Source organism: Spirillospora sp. NPDC048819, assembly GCF_040650055.1.
Classification (GTDB): Bacteria; Actinomycetota; Actinomycetes; order Streptosporangiales; family Streptosporangiaceae; genus Spirillospora.
The window spans coordinates 26059-42466 of the sequence record NZ_JBEZGN010000018.1 but is presented as its reverse complement, the minus strand read 5'-3'; the positions used below and the strand labels follow the sequence as shown (position 1 = coordinate 42466).

Sequence of the window (16408 nt, the reverse complement as noted above, 5' to 3'; positions counted from 1 at the left end):
CGTCCGGACGGGCGGCCCGGCGCACCGGCGCGGCCGGGCCGGTCCCGCGAAGCCGCGCCGCACGGGCCGCCGCGACCGCTACGCTCGCCCAGTGATCGGGCTTCGGCGGGTCCCGGACCTGTGGCGGCGGAGTGACGTCACGGTCCGGGACCTCCCCCTGGCGCTGCTGCTGGCCGCCGTGTCGCTCCTCCCGGCCTTCCACGGCAACGGGACGCAGTTCGACGGCCTGCCGAGCCGTCCCTTCGACGTGACGGCCGTCGCGGTGGTCGCCCTCGAATGCCTCCCGCTCGCCGTGCGGCGGCGGTGGCCGGCCGTCTGCCTCGTCCTGGTATCGCTCGGTTTCGCCCTCGACCAGCTCTACGCCTACCACGCGATGGCGGGCACCGCGCTGCCCATCGCGCTCGTGAGCGCGGGCGCCCATCTGGAACGTCACCGGCGCGTCACCATGGTCGTCGTGTCCGCGGCGTACGTGCCGCTGGCGGTCGCGCTCCACCGGCTCGGCTCGACCGAGAAGCCGGAGGAGTTCGCGGTCTTCTACCTGGCGCTGGTCCTCGCGTGGGGCATCGGGGCCTGGCTGCGCTCCACCCGGGCCGCCGAGGCCGAACGCCGCCGCCACGTCGCCGAGGCCACCCGCGCCGCCGAACGCACCCGCATCGCCCGCGAACTCCACGACGTCGTGACACACCATGTGACGGCGATGGTCGTGCAGGCCGAGGCGGCACGGTACCTGACCGCCGCACCCGACCGGCTCGACGCGACGCTGAGCGCCGTCACCGACACCGGCCGGCGGGCCATCGCCGACCTGCGGCACCTGCTCGACCTGCTCAACCCCGACCATGGCACCGGCGCCGGGACGGCGTCCGCCGGTGAGCTCCGCACGCTCGTGGAACAGACGCGCCGGGCAGGGCAGCCGGTGGAGTTCACCGAGGAGGGCACGCCGGCGGCGTCCACCGGCAGTGCCGAGTCCGTGGCCTACCGGGTCGTGCAGGAGGCCCTGACGAACGCCCTCAAGTACGCACACGGGAGCCGCACCGTGGCCCATGTGCGCTATGGCGCGAAGGAGATCGCCGTGGAGGTCAGCACCGACGGTTCCGGCTCACGGACGGCGTCTCCCGGCGGGTCTCCCGGCGGGAGCGGGCGGGGCCTCGCCGGGCTCCGCGAACGGGTCGACGCCCTGGGCGGCGAGTTCAGCGCGGACCGGCGGGCGGGCGGCGGCTTCGTCGTGCGGGCGCGCATCCCCGCGGGGAGCCCGTCGTGAACGCGCCGGTCCGGGTCCTGGTCTGCGACGACCAGGCGCTGATCCGCACGGGGTTCGCGACGATCATCGACGCTCAGCCCGACCTGGAGGTGGTGGGCGAGTGCGGGGACGGGCGCGCGGCGGTCGACCTCGCCCGCCGGCTGAACCCGGACATGGTCGTGATGGACGTGCGGATGCCGGTCCTCGACGGCATCGAGGCGACCCGCCGGCTGGCCGGCGCCGGGGTGGCGGAGCCCGTCAAAGTGCTCGTGGTGACGACGTTCAACCTGGACGAGTACGTGTACGAGGCGCTGCGTGCGGGGGCGAGCGGGTTCCTGCTCAAGGACGCCCCGCCGGCGCAGCTCCTGCACGGCATCCGCACCGTCGCGGCGGGTGCCGCGCTGCTGGCCCCCGAGGTGACGCGGCAGCTCGTCGGCCGGTACGCGGCGCGGATCCGTCCCGCCGAGCACACGCCGGGCGACACCGCGCTGACCCCGCGCGAGCTGGAGGTGCTGCGCCTCATCGCCGACGGCCGGTCCAACAGCGAGATCGCCGCGACGCTGGTGATCAGCCAGGAGACCGTCAAGACGTACGTGTCGCGCATCCTCACCAAGCTCGACCTGCGCGACCGCGTGCAGGCCGTGGTCTACGCCTACCGCAGGGGCCTGGTGACCTGAGCCCCCCGCGCCGGGTGCGGCCGCCTGCGCGCGGGAACAACGGGGGCGCCGTCCCGGTTCCTGGGGGTGAATCCGTGGAGAGGGGGCCATGATGACCGCGTACGAGGAGTTCCAGCGGGCGACGCTGTTCTTCGACGCCAAGGACTACGCCGGGGCCGCCCGCATCCTGGCCCCGATCGTGGCGGAGCACGGCGAGAACCGGTCGGCCGTCGAGCTGCTGGGCCGGGCGTACTTCCACAGCGCCCAGCTCGGGCGGGCCGAGGAGACGTTCCGCCGGCTCGTCGAGCTGGACCCGTCCAACGGCTGGGCCTACGAGGCGCTGGCCCGCACCCTGGAGCGGCGCAGCCGCCCGGACGAGGCGCGCGTCTTCCGCAAGCTGGCCACCGCCATGGGCGTCGAGCCGGCGTCGAAGGTGGACGTCTCGCTCACGGCCGCCGACCTCGCCTGATCGTTCCCGCGTGCCGGGCGCACCTGACGAAAGTCGGGTGCGCCCGGCGACGATCGGGCACTGTGCGCACCTCACGCCGCTTCCTACCGTTCCGGTAGACGACGAGCGGGGGAACGCGTGATCACCCTTTCCGGGTTGACCAAACGCTACGGCGGGACGACCGCCGTGGCGGACCTGTCCTTGAAGATCGAACCGGGTCTGGTGACCGGTTTCCTCGGGCCGAACGGCGCCGGGAAGTCCACCACCATGCGAATGATCATGGGCTTGGACGAGCCGACGGCCGGGACGGCGCTGGTCTCCGGCCGCCGGTACGCGGAGTTCCGGCATCCGCTGCGCGAGGTGGGGGCGCTGCTGGAGGCCGAGTCCGTCCATCCCGGCCGCGGTGCCCGAAACCATCTGCTGGCGATGGCGCGCAGCAACGGGATTCCCCGGCGGCGCGTCGACGAGGTGCTGGCCAAGGTGGGGCTGACCGACGTCGCGGGCAAGCGCGCCGGGGCGTACTCGCTGGGGATGAGCCAGCGGCTCGGCATCGCCGGGGCGCTGCTCGGCGACCCGCCGGTCCTGATGTTCGACGAGCCCGTGAACGGGCTGGACCCCGACGGCGTCCGCTGGGTGCGGGAGCTGATGCGCTCTCTCGCCGCGGGCGGGCGCACGGTCTTCGTGTCCAGTCATCTGATGAGCGAGATGGAGCTGACCGCCGACCGCCTCGTGGTGATCGGGAAGGGCAGGCTCATCGCGGACGCGCCGATCGCGGAGATCCTCGCGGGCAGCTCCCGGCACCGCGTCAAGGTCCGCGGGCCGCACCCGGAGGGCCTGCGGCAACTGGCCGGCCACCTGACCCGGCAGGGCGTCACCGCGGAGATGGTCTCGCCCAGGGAGTTGCTGCTCTCGGGCACCACCGTCGAACCCGTCGGTGAGCTCGCCCACCGCCTCGGCCTCCTCCTGCACGAGCTGAGCCCGCAGGAGGCCACGCTCGAACAGGCCTACATGGAGCTGACCGCGGGAAGCGTCGAGTTCGCCGCGTCCCAGGAGGAGACCCGATGACCGTCACCACCGAAGGCCGCCCGCGGGGCGCCGCCACGGACGCGGCGGGCGCCGCGAGCGGGGGGCGCCTGCCCGGCGCCGTGGCCGCCGAGTGGACGAAGGCGTGGACGGTCCGCAGCACCTGGTGGAACCTGCTCGGCGCGGCCGTCTTGATGGGGCTGGCCTGCCTCCAGCTCGCCATCTTCACCGTCAACGCCAACGAGAACGACGACCCCGCGGACGACAAGGGCGTCGTCGGGGCCGGGACGATCGCGATCGGCGCGGTGGACCTGGTCCAGTTCGTGCTGATCGGGCTGGCCATGCTGCTGATCACCAGCGAGTACTCCACGGGGACGATCCGCGCGACGCTCCAGTGGATCCCGCGGCGAGGCGAGGTGCTGGCGGCCAAGACCCTGGTCGTGGCCGTCATCGGCGGCCTGGCCGGGATCGTCCTCGCGGCGGCCGGGTCGCTGGCCGCCCTGCCGCTGCTCGGCCACTGGGGAGAGTTCGAGTTCCCGGCCTGGCTCGGCGACGTCCTCGCCGTCGGCGTCTACATGTCCGTCATCGGCGTGTTCTCCCTGGGGGTCGGCGCCCTGCTGCGCAGCGCGGTGGGCACGCTGATCGTGATCTTCCTGATCGTCCTGGTGGTGCCCGCCAGCCTGCAGGCGAGCGGCATCACCGCGATGGAACGCGTCGCGGACTTCCTGCCCGCCGTCGCCGGCGCGGCCTTCATGCGCGGGGAGTCCGACGCGTACCCGCCCGTGCTCGGCCTGCTGATCCTCGCCGCCTGGGCGGCGGCCGCGCTCGCCGCCGGACACGTCGCGCTGAACCGCCGCGACGCCTGACGGGCACGGCCGCCGTCAGTTCGCCGTCAGTTCGGATGGTCGTTGAGCTGGACGGAGATGCGGTGCTCGCTGGACGGCCAGCTGGGGACGGCCAGGGCGTCAGCGCGGCCGTGGCCGCCGCGGGGCAGGGAGACGATCGTGGTCGGCCGCCGGCCGGCCGGGAGGTAGACGTCCATGCCGGTGATGAACGGCGTGGCGAAGAACGCCGGGATGGGTTCGGTCAGGTCGGTGACGCGGTCGCGCCCTGCGTCGTAGGCGAAGATCCCGATGACGCGCTTGGTGCGCGGGGCGTTCGCGACGTTCAGCACCTGCCGTCCGTTGACGTACAGGGAGTCGCCGGCCTGTCCCTGGTCGCCCCACCATTCCTTCTGCCGGCTGATGGTGAGGGCGGAGTGGTGGTCGCCGGTCTCCACGAGCCCCGACAGGCCCTCGCCGGGGCGGCTGGTCAGCAGCCGGACGAGCCGGTCGGTGCGGAGGAACGGCTGGAAGTACAGGTGGTGGACGGACGTCTCGCTCCACACGACCGCGAACTCGTAGTACGCGTCGCCCCACCCCTCGAACGGGCCCCACGATCCGTCGCCGGTGAGCGGGTAGGCGGCGAGCGGGGTGTGCCCCAGGCGTTCGCCGGTGCCCGGGTTCACCCGGTAGATCTCCAGCCGCGCGCCGTCCGCGCCCGCGTTGGACGGGAACAGGACGGCGCGTCCCGACAGGGAGATGCGCGCCTGCGGGATGATCCACGTCGTGTGCGGCGCCCGGCCGTTGACGAACTCGTAGAACCGCGCGAACGTCTCGGGCGACGTCACGACCTGGGTGTGGGACTGCCCGGAGAAGTACACGTTGGCGGCGCCGCCGATGCGGCGTTCGGTGGATCCCTCACCCCACACGGCCAGGGTGGGGACGCCGCCCGGCGGGCTCTCCGCCGTCGCGCCGTCGAGGTTGACGTAATGCGCGACGGTCGCCGCCCGCGCGGGTGAGCTCCGCAGGTAGCTCTGCATTAGGGCGGTGCCGAGCGAGTGGGCGAGCAGGTCGACCTTGTCGGCGCCGGTCTCGTCGAGGAGCCGCGCGATGCGTTCGTCCAGCGACGCGAAGACCTGCTCCACGGTGTTCGTGCTGAACGTCGAGTCGTATTCGTGGCCTTCGACGTACCGGTCCGGGTACCCGTTGGAGGCCAGGCGCCGCGCCTGGGTCTCGAACTGGCCGGCGGAGCCGCTGAACCCGTGCACGAACACGACGGGACGCGGGACGTCCAGACGTCTGTCCGCGTGGGCGGGCGACATGACCGACACGGACATCAGCAGGACGCAGAACAGGGCGATAAGCCTTCGGAGCATCGGAACGGACCCCTCTAGTGACCATCCGGGCCCAAAGCGTCCGATCATGGGGGGCCACCGTCAAGGCTTCCGCCCCCACACTGTGCCCGCACCCAATCAGCGGCACCGGAGGCAGGAGCCGCGCCCGGTCCTCACCCGATCTCGGCGGTCCCGGGCACGTACCGGCCGTCGATCTCGAAGACCGCGACGTAGTATTCGGGGTCTTCGCATCGGGCGCCGTCACCGCCGACCGGCTCGGCGGCCAGGCGCTCCGGGCTGATCGTCATGATCGCGGTCTTCTCGCGGCAGCCGGAGACGACGAACGCGAAGCGGCGGTCGGCGGACTCGTTCCGGGGATCGCCGTCAAGGCCGAGCAGAGTCGCGATCCCCGCGGGCAACGGCTTCACGAAGGCTTCGAACTGGTCGGGCTGGCTCACCTCGGCGGCCCGCGCGGAGCCCGGCGGCCGGTCCGCGAGTTTCTCGAACTCCAGCAGTTCCGCCGGGCTCACCGGATCGACCCGTCCCAGCCGCGAGCCGCCCAAGGCGGCGTCGTCCGGCACCTTCGCCTTGTCCACCGCGAAAACGGCCAGGTTGTCGAACGGCGCGGCACACTCCTCCCACGTGTCCGTCCCTGTGAGCTCCACCCCCAGCAGACCTGTACCGCTGCTGTTGAGGCGCACACCCGACGCGCTGGTGCAGCCGCTGCCGAAGGAGAACACCAGCACGACCTCCCGGCCGTAGTCGCGCCGAAGGACGAGTTCCTGAAACCGAAGGGCGTCGTTGGTCGATGAAGCCGCGAACCAACCGCGCACAGCCATCGCGTCGGTGCGGCTGCGCAGCACGGTCGCCAGCGGCGGGAGACCGGCGCCGCCGTACTGGTAGAACTCCAGCAGTTCCGCATCCACGGTCTTGCCGGGCTTGCCCAGCGGCACGTGCGGGTCGCCGGGCAAACCCGAGCGGAACACCACCGCGAGGCCTGCAACGACCAGCAGGCCGATGACCCCGACGACGAGCCTTCGGCCTCTCATACCGAGTTGGACGGCCCGGACGCGGCCCGTGGTTCCACGCAGCCGTCAGCCGGGGCGCGTGACGCGGATTTTGGATTGGCCGTGCGGGAGTTCTTCCCAGTCGTCCATGAAGCGGGCGGTGAAACCGTGCTTCTCCGCGAGCGCGGTAAGCGTTTCGGTGCGGTAGTAGAAGTCCTCGCGGAGGACGTGGTGCTCGCTCCCTTCGGTGCGGTCGAAGGTGAAGTCGAAGAAGCCGCCCGGTGCCATGACGCGGCCGACGTTGGCGAGGCATTCGTCGATGACGTCGAGGGGCGAATGGCTGAACACGCTGTGCGCGTGGACGACCGAGAAGTGCTCGGACGGCAGGAACTGCAGCTTCAGGTCGTTGACGAGCGTCAGATGCGGAAGTTTGTCGCGCAGATCCTGCCGGACGAGGGTGTTCTGCGCGGCGAGCAGGATGTCGGGCGAGATGTCGATGCCGTAGTAGTTGCCGGAGTCGAGGTAGTCGATGAAGCGCCACCCGGCCCGGAGGTTGCCGCAGCCGATCTCCAGCATCCGGTCATCGGGCTTGAGGCCGTGTCCGCGCAGGTAGTCGAACTGCATCTGGCCGAGTTTGAGCCAGCGTTCATGGGACCGGCTGCCGACGGCCGCCTCGGGGTTCTTGGCCGTGTCGGACTTCATGACGGCCCGGTAGTAGGCGACATGGCCGCGGCTGGAGACGCGGAATTTCAGATCGCGGGCCAACCTGGCCGCGTAAGTCCGGATCTTGTCGGGGTTCTGGGCGGCGTACCGCAGTTTGTAGGCCAGGCTCGCGCGATTCCTGCGCGTCGGCGGAAGCGGTTCGGTCATCGGGCTCGTCCCCCAAAAGTGAACTTCGGGAAGGCAGCGTCCAGTACCTGGGCGGTCATGATGGCACGGGTGGCCTTACCCCGCCATCGGATGCTCACTCAGGTTCTCGGCCCGGTCACCGGGCCGGCCGCTCGCGTTGACGAACACGGTTGTCGCCTACCTGTTCACCGCTGAACGAGGCCGCTTCACCGCTAAACGAGGCCGCTGAAACGCTCGTCCACCTGTTCGGGGGTCAGGCCGAAGTCTTCGAGTGCGTAGCGGTGGGCCGGTCTGGCGGCGCCGGTGGCGCTCTCGTGGTGCAGGTTCGTCATCGCCGTCCGGGCGTCGTCGCCGAACGGCAGGCCGAAGTGCTCGTAGACGCCCCCGGCCGTGCCGACGGGGTCGCGGACGAAGTCGTCGTAGTGGACGTCCAGGAACTGCGCGGGGTCGTGCCGGGCGCGTTCGGCGCGGAACAGTTCGAGGCCGCGGCTCCACAGGTCCAGCTGGTCACGGCCGATCGTCGCGCCGGTGAAGACGTCCGACCATCCGGCGGTGGCGTGCGCGGCGAGGCTGCACATGGACGCCATCGCGGTGCGCGGGTCCCGGTGCGTCTGGACGATCAGCGCGTCGGGGTAGACGTCGAGCAGGGCGTCCAGGGCGAACAGGTGGCTGGGGTTCTTCAGGACCCAGCGCCGCCCGGTGTCGTTCAGGCCGATGAGCTGCAGGTTGCGGCGGTGCCTGCGGTAGGCGGGCGTCCAGTCCCGGGCGGCGAGCCAGGACGAGTACGCCGGCAGGTGCGCCAGGCATTCGAAGGAGATCGACAGCATGCTCTGGCGCAGGAGCTGCCAGCACTCCTCGACCGTGTCCGCCGAGATGTAGTGCAGGCCCATGAACTCGGGGTTCTCGATGTGGTGCCGCCGGTATCCGGCGTCGATGGCCTGGAAGACCGGGTCGTCCGCCCACGTCGCGCGGGGCGGGCGCGGCTGCGGCACCTCGGCCAGCCACAGTTCGAGGCCCTGGTGGGCGGGGTCGGCGGTGAGCAGCCGGTGCAGCGCCGTCGTGCCGGTGCGGGGCAGCCCGGTGACGAATATGGGCCGTTCGACGGGGACGCCGGCGTGTTCGGGATGCCGCACCCACGCCGCCTCGGAGAACTGGCGGGCGGCGAGCGCGCCGCGCAGCATCGCCCGCTGGGCCTTGTTGCCGAGCGGGGTGAACCCGGCGTCCCTGGCGCACGACTCCAGCAGCACCTTCAGGCCGTCCAGGTAGTCGTCCTCGCCGAAGCCGTCCATGCCGGTGATCTTGCGGGCCGAGGCGTGGAGGTCCTCGACCGTGCCCACGCTGTCGCGACCTGGGGTCATCGGTGCGCCCTTCCTGATGGTGCTAGTGGTGCCATTCGCCGGAGTTGACGTCCAGGCACTGCCCGGTGACCGCGCGGGCCAGCGGCGACAGCATGAACACCACGGCGTCGGCGACCTCGTCCGGGTCGGGCAGCTTGCGCAGGTCGGTGGTCGCGGCGTTCTCGTCGTAGATCTGCTGCGCCGTGACGCCGCGTTTCTTGGCGAGGTGGTCGAAGTACCACTTGAGGTTCTCGGCCCAGATGTATCCGGGGGCGATCGTGTTGACGCGGACGCCGCGCGGGCCGAGTTCGGTCGCGAGGTTCTGCGCCATCGCGAGAAGCGCCGCCTTGGCCATCTTGTAGGCGCCGAACGTCCGCCTGGAGTGCCGCAGCACCGCCGAGTTGATCATCACGACGGACCCGCCGGTCTCTTCGAGCGCCGGGACGAACAGGCGGGTGAGGTGCAGCGCGGCCAGCACGTTCGTCTCGAAACCGCGCCTCACCGCGTCGAGGTCGACCTTGGTGAGGTCCTTCAGCGGCGGTGTCGCGAACGCGTTGTTGACGAGGCCGTCGACGCGTCCGAACGAGTCCCGCGCCGTCTCGACCAGCCGTTCGCAGGCCGCCGCGTCGTTGATGTCGGTCGGGACGGTGACCGCGCGGCGCCCGATTTCCCCGACTTCCTTGGCGACCTCGGCGAGCCGCTCCTCGTTCCGCGCGGCGAGCACCACGTCGGCTCCCGCCTTGGCGCACTGGAGGGCGAGGCCGCGTCCGAGGCCGGGGCCGACGCCGGAGACGACGACCACCCGGCCTTCCAGGAGTTCCGCCGCCATCAGCCGAGCATCCTTCGGGCGACGGCGACCTGGCGGGCGGTGATCCGTTCCTTCCACTCCCGCTCGGTGACCCGCTGCCGCTCGTAGCCGGGGAGCCGGTCCGGCAGTTCGCCGAACGGCATCACCTCGAAGGACGGGCCGTCTCCGGCGCCGAGCGCGCGGGTGAGCCGCTGCCAGCGGAACTGCAGGTAGCCGCGGCGATGCCCGGTCCGCTCGATCCAGTTGGCGAGGCCTGGGTCGCGTTCGCTGACCACGTACCGGATCATGCCGTCGTCGTCCACGCGGGCCTGGTCGGCGGTGAGGCTCGTCTGGTGGTTGATGTAGTCGAGCGAGACGTACCACATGCTGCCGAGCTGGAAGCCCTGGTACGGCGCCACCTCGCGGTCGGCCGCCGGCGCGGTGATCACCATGACCTCGTCGTCGTCCAGGTCGTAGTGGCCGACGGACGAGTACTGCGTGGCCAGCCCGCCGGGCGTCGGGCGCGGCTCGGTGAGCGTGTTGACCGGCAGCTGCAGGTAGTGCCACTCGGGGAAGGCCAGGAACGTGCGCAGCCGCGCCAGCAGCATCTTCCCCGCCACCTCGTACCGGCGGGCCATCCGGTCGGACGGGACGGGCGGCGGGGAGGCGCCGAGCGTGTCGGCGCGGTGGATGCGGATCTCGCCGGGCCGCTCGTTCTCCCAGTCGCTGAACACCTCCCGGACGATCAGCATCGCGGACCCCGGGGCGACCGCCACGTACCCGGGGCCGGGGTCCGGCTTCGGCGGGCCGAACCGGAGCCGGAACGTGCCGTCCTCGGCGATGTCGAGTTCGCGGTCGTCGAAGGCGGTGAGGCTGTCGGGCGACTGCGTCGGCGAGTAGTCGCCGTTCATGATCTGGAAACTGAGGTCGGCGGTGGTGCCGCGCCGCCCGGTGACGACGTACTCGGCGTCGTCCCGGATGTAGGCGTGGAAGTAGAGCGTGTCCGGGTTGTCGAGGCCGAGCTTGGTGTACGGCCCGGTGGACGAGGCGAAGTACGGGTGTTCGTGCTGGTACGCCTGGACCATGTGCAGCGACGCCTTGATGCTGCCGGCGAGGTAGTCCAGCCCTTCGGCCAGGTCCTGGTCGGTCTTGACATGCGGCGCCGCGCGGATGATCTGCTCGGCCTCGGCGATCGCCTCGGCGAACGATCGCGTGGCCGAACCGTCGCCGGGACGGTCGGTCTTGCCTGCGGCTGAGTCGATGGTCACGCCGGGCTCCCCTGGGATCGCGACATCGCGTCGGGTGGACGAGCCCCCCGCGGGCCGCGCCGGACGCGGCGGATGCGGGGGACTCACCGTTGGACGGACGCTAGAACTCGTTCTAAGAACCGTCAACGCCGGTCCCGGTCATCGGGAGTCGGGGACTCCGGCGGTGAACTTGAGGCTGGGCATGTCGTCCAGCGACACCATGTACTCGTAGGTGCGCACGTGCCCGGTGCGCTCGACGCGCCACTGCCCGTCCGCGCCCCGCCGGTAGGCGTCGTGGTAGAACGCGGCGCCCCGGATGAGCAGGCGATGCTCGACGAGGATGATCGTATCGTCCAGCGACCACGTGCCGGTCGCGTGGTCGCCGTCCACGACGATCTCGGGGGCGCCCGCCGTGTGCGTGGAGATCTTGTCGGCGCCGAGGTTGCCGCGCATGTAGTCGACGATCGCGTCCCGTCCCTCCAGCTTGAGGGTCTTGCCGAGCACCGGGGTGTCGTACTCCGCGACGGCGTCCTCGGTGAACACGCCGGCGAACTCGTCCCAGAGCTTGAGGTCGACGCAGCGCAGGTAGCGGTACTTCAGCTGCCGGATCTCTTCCAGAGTGACCAGGTCCATGCGACACAGCCTGCTCGCCTCGGCCGCGGAAGACAAGAACAGGTTCTACTCTCACCGACCGTCGCCCTCCGCTGACGCGCCGGAAGGGCCGCGCCGGACTGGGCGGACTGGGCGATCATGTGCCGAATGCGGCTTACCTCAGACCAATAGCCCTCGTGACCATTGTCACCCTTCACTTACCTCACCCTCACCATTGTCCCCTGTTCACCGTCCTCCAGCTCCCAACCACCACCAATCAATCGACGAGCTCCGCTCGGATCTATTTGGGGCGTTAGCCAACATTCGTCCCGATTGATTATGATCTCTGAGGCGACCGAATCAGGGGGTGGGTTCTCGATGGCAGGGATCCCTGGCAGCGAACTGGAACATCTGCTCGACGAGACGCGGGCCGTGCTCGGGACGCGGGGTGCGAGCGGCGGCGAAGGATCCGGCGAACGATCGGGCGGCGCGTCCGCCGAGGCGTCCGCCAAGGGGCACGGCGAGGCGGCGGGCGGGCTGGTCCGGGCGACCGTGTCGGCGGGCGGGGAGATCGAGAGCATCGACCTCGCCCCGCGCGCGATGCGGATGCCCGCCGAGGAGATCGGGGAGCATGTCGCGGAGGCCGTGAACGCCGCGTTCCAGGGGCTTCGCGCCGATCCGGCGAGGTTGCCCGCCGGCGCGGACACCGAGCAGCTCACGGCCCGCGCACGCGCGGTCCAGGACATGAGCATGCGGCAGATGCAGCAGATGACACAGTCGATCGCGGACCTGATGGCCCAGTTGCACGGGGGACGGCGATGACCGACGGCTACCAGGTATCGACCGAGCAGCTCACCTCGTCCGCCGGCGGCCTCACCCAGGCCGCGGAACAGTTCAGCCAGCAGGTGCAGCAGTTCGAGTCGCAGATCACCGGCTATGGCGAGCCATGGGGCGGCGACGATCTCGGAATGCTCATCGGAATCGCGCACAGCGCCTGCTTCGAAGCGGCGATGAAATGCTTCAAGGAGAACGCCGAGGAGCTGAGCGAACGCGCCAAGGCACTCGAAGCGGTCGCGAAGAACTATTCCACGATGGAGGAGTCGAACGTCCAGACGGTCAATTCCATCAGCAAGGCATTGGGGTAGCCCATGGGCATGCAACTGCCCGGTGAACTCATCAGCCTGCTCGGCATGCTCGGCTACACCTGGCCGGAGGGCGACGAGACGAAGCTGATGGAGATGGGCGGCACGTGGATCTCCTTCGGCGGCGGTCTCCAGTCGGCGTCGGCCGGCGCGGACGCGGTGGCGCAGGGCGTCTGGACGGCCAACAAGGGCGAGGACTTCGAGGCGTTCCAGAAGGCGTGGACGGACGACGAGGCCGCGTCCGCCAACATCCGCGACGCCGGGACCGACTGCATGCTGGTCGGCGCCGGACTGCTGATCGCGGGCATCATCATCCTGGTCCTGAAGATCAACGTGATCATCCAGCTGATCATCCTCGCGATCCAGATCGCGCAGGCCATCGCCACCGCGGTGGTCACCTTCGGCGCGTCCCTGCTGGAGATCCCGATCTTCAAGATGATCACCGGCGCGATCATCGACCAGCTGCTCGGCATGGCGGTGGAGGCGCTGCTCAATGGCTAAGAACCGCGGCGGTAGCCGGCCCGGGGGCGGCAGGGGCAACGCGGCCGGCGCGAAGGTCATCTCGAAGGTGCTCTCGGAGACCCGGACGTTCCGCAGCCGCAGCGGCCGCACCCGCGAGTACGAGCTGATCCACCCGAACAAGTCGCGGGAGGGCCCGCTCTCCAAGAAGTACAACATGAAGGACCGGAAGGACGGCGAGAAGGGCCAGACCGGTCCCAATGTCAGAACCCGCAAGGTCGACCGGGACAGCAACGACCTGGCCCGCGCGGTCGACGACGCCCGCCGTCATTCCGGTGACAAGTCGGGCCGCAACTTCGCCGCGTTCCGCTACATCGACAAAAACGGCGAAGAACGCATCATGGTCGCGCGAAGCGACGGGCGGCACTCGGAGAAGCGCGCCGGCATGGAGATCCTCGAACGGGGCGGCAAGCTCAAAGAGGTCTATACCGAGCGCCAGCCGTGCGACGTGCCCGGCGCATGGTGTGAGGAATGGATACCCAGATACTTCCGCAACAAGGTCGACGTGACCTACAGCTACCCTTACGACAATGACATACCTGGTTCCAAGTCCAGCGCGAACTCGGCGGTCAAGCGACATGCCGCTTCGCTCTGAGCCCACCGGGGGGCGGGGATGAGCGGCCGGTTCCGGGACGCGGCCGACTGGGCCGGCCTCACCCACGCCTACGGCGCCGCCACCACCCTGCCGGACACGCTGGAGAAGGCCGGGTCGGCGGACCCGGCGGTGGCCGAACGCGCCCTGTACGACCTGTCCGGCACCATCTACCACCAGGGCTGGGTCTATCCGGCGACGGTGCCGGCCGTCGCCGTCCTGTTCGACCTCGTCTCCAGCCACGGCACCCATCACCGTCCCGGCATCATCGGGCTCCTGTCGGACATCGCCGGGGCCGTGTGGGACCTGGAAGAACACGACGAAGACGAGTACGACGAGCCCGACCTCGCGACCGTCCTGGAGTGGGCGCGCGAGGCACGCGCCGCCGTGGAGGCGGGCGTCCCGACGCTGCTGAGCCTGCTGGACGACGGCGACCCGGCGGTGCGCGCCGCGGCCCCGGTCGCCCTCGCCGACTTCCCCGACCACGACCCCGACCTCGTCCGTCCCCTCCGGGAGAAGGCGGAGGCGGAGGAGGACGCGGGCGCCGCCGCGAGCATGGTCCTCGGCGTCGGCGACATCTGCGCGGACCGGGACGACCCGCCGCTCGGCTGGTTGAGGGAACGGGCCGCCGACCCGCGACGCGAGGTGCGGGCGGCCGCCGCGGTGGCGCTGGTGTGGTGCCACGTGGACGGCCTGGACGACGACCTCCTGGACGCCGTCACCGCCGAGATCCAGGCGGACGAGTCGGCGCTGGACGGTCAGCTGTGGGTCCGCGACGGCGGCCGCACCGGTTTCCTGACGGCCGCGCTGAGCGAGCACCCGGCCCCGCAGCTCCGGCTGGCACGGAACGCGCTCGCCGTCACCGACGCGGAGAAGCGGCTGGACGCCGTCCATCGCGCGGGCGAGGTCATGCGCACCTGGCGGGCGGGTCCCGCCGAGCTGCTCCTTCCGCTAGCGGAACTCCTCACGAGCGATGAGAACGAGGTCGTCCGGGAGACCGTCTGGGAGATCAAGCAGGGCGGCCCGGACATAACCCTCGTCGCCGACCGTCTGGTCCCGCTCCTCGACGACACCGACGACCTGGTCGCAGGCAGCGCGCTGGAGGCACTGGCCCGGGCCGGCGACGCGCGCTGCGTCCCGGCGCTGGCGGCGGACCTGGCCGACCCGCGCCTGTCGTTCGACCCGGCCGCGGCGCTGGACGGCATGAAGGAGCACGCCGACGCGCTGCTCGGCCCGGTCCGGGAGTTCCTCGCCGACCCGAAGAAGGGCACGGGTTTCGCGGGCAACCACCTCGCGCGCGTCATGGCGGGCCTGGCCGCGTGGGGCGACCGGGCGCTGCCGCTGCTGCCGGACATGATCTCCCTCCTGGAACGCCGCAAGGCCGTCCCGGCCGTGGCGCAGGCCCTGGCCGCGCTGGGCCCGGCCGCCTCGGACGCCGTTCCCGTCCTGCGCCGCCACCTCGGACGCAAGCACGGCCCGCAGGTCAGCCAGAACGCCGCATGGGCGATCTGGCAGATCACCGGCGACGGCGAAGAGCCGCTGCGGTTCCTCAGCGGGCCCCTCCGCTCCGGCCTGGACGACGAGGACGCCGAACGCCTCTTCGCCCTGGGCGCCGCAGCCGAACCCGCGCTCCCGCTGCTGGACGACACCACGCCCGAGGCCGCGGCCGTGATCCAGCACGTGACGGGCGACACCGCGCGGACGCTGCCGCTCCTGGTGGACGCCGTGTCCGCGACCCCGACCGGAATGCTCGCCGTGCAATGCCTGGGCGAGATCGGCGCGGACGCGGCACCGGCGCTCCCCGGCATACGGGAGATCGCGACGAGCCCCCGCGTCCTGGCGGGCGGCCGGAGCACCGATGTCATCGCCACCGACCGCGCCTACCAGGCCACGGCCGAGACCGCCCTGGCCCGGATCACCGGCGCCGAGGGGACCTCCAGATGACCGCTGAGATCATCGCGCGTTTCGGCCCGCAAGGTCTGCGGCGCATCCCGGCCGCGGAGATGCCGGGAGGGCTGCCGCACGAGGCGGCCGGCGCGCTGGCGGACCCAGGGCTCCCGCTCCAGGTCGGCCCGTACTTCACCGCCTCGACGGGTGAGCCGCTCGCCCTGGGCGAATACGCGGCGACCGTCGGCTTCCCCGACGCCGAACCGGCCGCGTCCGGCTGGTGCCGCATCGGCACCGACCACGGCGCCGAGATCTGCGTGAGCGACGCCGGGGACGTCCAGGCCGTGTTCGTCACCGCGACCGCCCCGCCGATGACGGTCAACGCCGGCGTCCCGGCCTTCGTCTCGTCCCTCCTGGCACTCGACCGGTACCTGCCGACGCTCGCGGCCCCCGGCGACCGGAACCCCGCCGAGATCTTCCGCGAGTTGCGCGGGACGCTTCTGCGCATCGACGAACCGGCGCTGGAGGACGACGAGGCGTGGTGGCCGCGCGTCCTGGAGCAGATCCGGCACGCCCTGAGCTTCCCGTTCGCCGCCGCCATCGAGTACGAGGACGCGGGTGGGGGCAGGCACGTCGAGACCGAAGAGGCCCGCGTCGGCCTGCCGCATCCCGAGCGTCTCATCTGGGACCGCCTAGACGCCCGGGGCATCGCACCAGGGCAGGTGACGCGCGTCTACACCGAACTGGAGCCGTGCTTCCTGCCCGGGAACTACTGCCGGATGCGGCTCAGCCGCTTCCGCAACGCGGAGTTCACGTATAGCCACGACTACGGCGCGACGGCGGACGAGCGTGAACGCGGCATCCTCGAACTCATGCAGCAGGCCGCACAGGAAACCTGACGGAGCGGATCACAGTGTCGACACCGGTCGAG

General features: G+C 71.1%; 18 protein-coding genes. 11 read left to right on the top strand and 7 right to left on the bottom strand.

Annotated elements, in window-relative coordinates; genetic code table 11:
• Positions 1-91 precede the first annotated feature (91 nt).
• The 5 genes from AB0C35_RS23535 to AB0C35_RS23515 all read left to right on the top strand — a co-directional run bounded on the left by AB0C35_RS23535 (position 92) and on the right by AB0C35_RS23515 (position 4230).
• Positions 92-1258 carry a histidine kinase gene (locus AB0C35_RS23535; RefSeq protein WP_358459268.1) on the top strand — a complete coding sequence of 389 codons (1167 nt, stop codon included), beginning with the start codon at positions 92-94 and terminating at the stop codon, positions 1256-1258.
• The gene (locus AB0C35_RS23530; RefSeq protein ID WP_358459266.1) at positions 1255-1914 is read left to right on the top strand and encodes a response regulator transcription factor; all 660 of its coding nucleotides are present in this window, start codon (positions 1255-1257) and stop codon (positions 1912-1914) included. Before AB0C35_RS23535 ends, AB0C35_RS23530 begins: the two co-directional genes overlap by 4 nt.
• 91 nt (positions 1915-2005) lie before the next feature.
• Positions 2006-2362 carry a tetratricopeptide repeat protein gene (locus AB0C35_RS23525; protein WP_358459582.1) on the top strand — a complete coding sequence of 119 codons (357 nt, stop codon included), beginning with the start codon at positions 2006-2008 and terminating at the stop codon, positions 2360-2362.
• 117 nt (positions 2363-2479) lie between these two features.
• Positions 2480-3406 carry an ATP-binding cassette domain-containing protein gene (locus AB0C35_RS23520; RefSeq protein ID WP_358459264.1) on the top strand — a complete coding sequence of 309 codons (927 nt, stop codon included), beginning with the start codon at positions 2480-2482 and terminating at the stop codon, positions 3404-3406.
• Positions 3403-4230, top strand: a complete 828-nt coding sequence (locus tag AB0C35_RS23515) for a hypothetical protein (protein ID WP_358459261.1) — start codon at positions 3403-3405, stop codon at positions 4228-4230. Before AB0C35_RS23520 ends, AB0C35_RS23515 begins: the two co-directional genes overlap by 4 nt.
• Positions 4231-4256: 26 nt before the next feature.
• Here the strand turns inward: AB0C35_RS23515 and AB0C35_RS23510 are convergent, their stop codons facing one another.
• The 7 genes from AB0C35_RS23510 to AB0C35_RS23480 form a co-directional block, all read right to left on the bottom strand.
• Positions 4257-5561 carry an alpha/beta fold hydrolase gene (locus AB0C35_RS23510; RefSeq protein ID WP_358459258.1) on the bottom strand — a complete coding sequence of 435 codons (1305 nt, stop codon included), beginning with the start codon at positions 5559-5561 and terminating at the stop codon, positions 4257-4259.
• A gap of 131 nt (positions 5562-5692) precedes the next feature.
• Positions 5693-6568, bottom strand: coding sequence for a hypothetical protein (locus tag AB0C35_RS23505; RefSeq protein WP_358459255.1), 876 nt, complete (start codon positions 6566-6568; stop codon positions 5693-5695).
• 45 nt (positions 6569-6613) lie between these two features.
• Positions 6614-7396 (bottom strand): class I SAM-dependent methyltransferase, encoded by a 783-nt coding sequence (locus tag AB0C35_RS23500; RefSeq protein WP_358459252.1) that lies wholly within the window; start codon positions 7394-7396, stop codon positions 6614-6616.
• Positions 7397-7587: 191 nt separating this feature from the next.
• Positions 7588-8733, bottom strand: a complete 1146-nt coding sequence (locus tag AB0C35_RS23495) for a sulfotransferase (protein WP_358459249.1) — start codon at positions 8731-8733, stop codon at positions 7588-7590.
• A gap of 22 nt (positions 8734-8755) precedes the next feature.
• On the bottom strand, positions 8756-9541 hold the full coding sequence (locus AB0C35_RS23490; RefSeq protein WP_358459246.1) for an SDR family oxidoreductase: 786 nt from the start codon (positions 9539-9541) through the stop codon (positions 8756-8758).
• On the bottom strand, positions 9541-10767 hold the full coding sequence (locus AB0C35_RS23485; RefSeq protein WP_358459243.1) for a hypothetical protein: 1227 nt from the start codon (positions 10765-10767) through the stop codon (positions 9541-9543). The genes AB0C35_RS23490 and AB0C35_RS23485 overlap by 1 nt, the downstream gene beginning before the upstream one ends.
• Before the next feature lie 138 nt (positions 10768-10905).
• Complete coding sequence (locus AB0C35_RS23480) at positions 10906-11379, bottom strand: nuclear transport factor 2 family protein (protein ID WP_358459240.1); 474 nt, start codon at positions 11377-11379, stop codon at positions 10906-10908.
• A gap of 336 nt (positions 11380-11715) precedes the next feature.
• On the opposite strand from AB0C35_RS23480, the gene AB0C35_RS23475 reads away from it, so the two are divergent.
• Genes AB0C35_RS23475 through AB0C35_RS23450 form a run of 6 tightly spaced genes read left to right on the top strand, consistent with a single transcriptional unit; the run spans position 11716 to position 16376 of the window.
• Positions 11716-12159, top strand: coding sequence for a YbaB/EbfC family nucleoid-associated protein (locus AB0C35_RS23475; RefSeq protein ID WP_358459237.1), 444 nt, complete (start codon positions 11716-11718; stop codon positions 12157-12159).
• Positions 12156-12482 (top strand): hypothetical protein, encoded by a 327-nt coding sequence (locus AB0C35_RS23470; protein ID WP_358459234.1) that lies wholly within the window; start codon positions 12156-12158, stop codon positions 12480-12482. The genes AB0C35_RS23475 and AB0C35_RS23470 overlap by 4 nt, the downstream gene beginning before the upstream one ends.
• 3 nt (positions 12483-12485) lie before the next feature.
• A complete protein-coding gene (locus tag AB0C35_RS23465; RefSeq protein WP_358459233.1) occupies positions 12486-12980 on the top strand; it encodes a hypothetical protein in 495 nt (164 codons plus the stop codon).
• Positions 12973-13593, top strand: a complete 621-nt coding sequence (locus tag AB0C35_RS23460) for a nucleic acid/nucleotide deaminase domain-containing protein (RefSeq protein ID WP_358459231.1) — start codon at positions 12973-12975, stop codon at positions 13591-13593. The genes AB0C35_RS23465 and AB0C35_RS23460 overlap by 8 nt, the downstream gene beginning before the upstream one ends.
• Before the next feature lie 18 nt (positions 13594-13611).
• Entirely contained in the window at positions 13612-15534 is a 1923-nt protein-coding gene (locus AB0C35_RS23455; RefSeq protein WP_358459229.1) for a hypothetical protein, read from the top strand.
• A complete protein-coding gene (locus AB0C35_RS23450) occupies positions 15531-16376 on the top strand; it encodes a nucleic acid/nucleotide deaminase domain-containing protein (protein ID WP_358459227.1) in 846 nt (281 codons plus the stop codon). The genes AB0C35_RS23455 and AB0C35_RS23450 overlap by 4 nt, the downstream gene beginning before the upstream one ends.
• Positions 16377-16408: the final 32 nt, after the last annotated feature.